Source organism: Methylobacterium sp. WL18 (assembly GCF_008040015.1).
Lineage (GTDB): Bacteria > Pseudomonadota > Alphaproteobacteria > Rhizobiales > Beijerinckiaceae > Methylobacterium > Methylobacterium mesophilicum.
This window is the reverse complement of the sequence record NZ_VRVD01000870.1, coordinates 1-1,559: the sequence shown is the minus strand read 5'-3', so window position 1 is coordinate 1,559 and position 1,559 is coordinate 1. Positions and strand designations below refer to the sequence as shown.

3 protein-coding genes are annotated in these 1,559 nt (G+C 70.7%); 1 reads left to right on the top strand and 2 read right to left on the bottom strand.

Annotation, left to right across the window (positions count from 1 at the left end):
• The first annotated feature begins 214 nt into the window (after positions 1 to 214).
• The gene (locus FV228_RS33535) at positions 215 to 379 is read left to right on the top strand and encodes a hypothetical protein (RefSeq protein WP_187277967.1); all 165 of its coding nucleotides are present in this window, start codon (positions 215 to 217) and stop codon (positions 377 to 379) included.
• Between the two features lie 30 nt (positions 380 to 409).
• Here the strand turns inward: FV228_RS33535 and FV228_RS29180 are convergent, their stop codons facing one another.
• Complete coding sequence (locus FV228_RS29180) at positions 410 to 571, bottom strand: hypothetical protein (RefSeq protein ID WP_187277966.1); 162 nt, start codon at positions 569 to 571, stop codon at positions 410 to 412.
• A gap of 82 nt (positions 572 to 653) precedes the next feature.
• Positions 654 to 1,370 carry a cache domain-containing protein gene (locus tag FV228_RS29175; protein WP_147857650.1) on the bottom strand — a complete coding sequence of 239 codons (717 nt, stop codon included), beginning with the start codon at positions 1,368 to 1,370 and terminating at the stop codon, positions 654 to 656.
• Positions 1,371 to 1,559: the final 189 nt, after the last annotated feature.

The following is a 1,559-nucleotide window of genomic DNA, read 5'->3' as shown; positions in this document are numbered from 1 at the left end:
GCAGCGGGGTGCGCCTGATCCGGCCCACCCGAACGCCACGCCCCGCACGCCCCGCACGCCCCGGCGGCCGAGGTTGCAAATTTTACGAAGCGTTCATCCTGCGGGTGTCCACTTTACGCCACCAAGGCCAGGCAAGCCTTCGGTGGACCATGCCACCCGCGACGGGCCGAGAACCGGCTCACAGGACAGATCACACAACAGGGATCCGAGACCGATGCCGCGCAAGACCGACACGACACCGCAAGAGCCGATCATGGAGCTGTGGCGGATCCTGGCGCTGGCGCTGATCGTCGCCGCCGGGATGCTGTTCGTCCATCTGGTCGTCCCCACGGAGGCCGAGGCCCTCGACCGGCCCGCGAGCGCCGTCGCGCTGGGCTGACGCGGGCATAGCGGCGGCCACCTCCATCGATCAGCGCGGCTGGGGCCACCGGCCGGCCGGGTCCAGGCACCCCGTATCGCCGACCAGGTCCGGCGGCGTCAGCCCGATCAGCAGGGCGATGCTCAGGACGACGACGGCGAGGATCAGGGCGAACTCGACGCGCTTCGGATCGATCCACGTCGATCGCAGCACGAGGCATCCGGCGGTGAACGTCGCGGCCTCCGCGAGGGGAAGGATCTGGGCCAAGGCCACGCGCGGCGGCCCGGGCCGGAACCTAATCCTGCCCCGCCGGCCTCGCACCGGCCGAATCCAGCGCGGCGGTGGCGGCCCGCATGTCCCGGCGGGCCTGCGCGATGGCCGCCGTCTTCGCGTCGCCCTGCGCGTTGAGCGCTTCCAGGAACGCGAGCCAGTCGGCGCGGGCCTGGGTCGGGATTTCCCCGTCGAGCTTCTGCCGGAGTTGGGCGACCCGTCCGTCCGGGGTCGCGGCGGCGGGCGCCGCGGCGTCGGTGTCGTAGACCCCCACCGCGCACATCTGGTCGCCGGCCTTGGTGTAGTAGGTGGTCTTGGGCTCCTCGATCGTGCTGCCCGGCTTCGGGAACAGGTAGTGGATCACCGCGACCTGCCCCGGCTTGGCCGTGTCCAGCATCGTCTGGATGAAGCGGTTGCCGGTCCTGTCGTGCAGGTCGCGCACGTCGTGCCCCTGCAGGATCGGGTTCGGGTGGGCGGTCATCACGCCGTCCGGTCCGACGCAGAACACGTAGGTGTCCGCGGTCCGGAAGCCGTTCGCCCCCGCGGTGAAGGCGGCCAGCGCCTTGTGCCGGTCGGCCTGCAGCGCCTGGCTGACGCGCCCGAGCATCCAGGAGGCGAAGCCGTTGGGGCTCGGATCGTCGCAGGCGGTCGGCGCTTCTCCGTCGCCGCAGGCGCGCGCACTCGTCGGCGCCTGCGCGACACAGATCAGTGTCGCCGCCAGCAAAGCTGCCCGCAGAGTCATACGACTCCCCTGAGATCAATATAATCGCTCAACCTCAGCGATAAAATACCGTCTCGACTGATTATGCAAGCAGGCATGATTGTTGTCGCGCGCCGAGAGCGCTGCGACGCGCGACCGGACGACCCCGGCCGACGCGGCGTCCGAGGCGAGGCCGCTGCCGATGCAGTAGGCCGCGCGTCCGGCCTCGCC

Excerpts from the sequence above, each read along its gene's own strand:
- FV228_RS33535 (WP_187277967.1), top strand. The coding sequence starts at position 215 with ATGCCGCGCAAGACCGACACGACACCGCAAGAGCCGATCATGGAGCTG.
- FV228_RS29175 (WP_147857650.1), bottom strand. The coding sequence starts at position 1,370 with ATGACTCTGCGGGCAGCTTTGCTGGCGGCGACACTGATCTGTGTCGCG.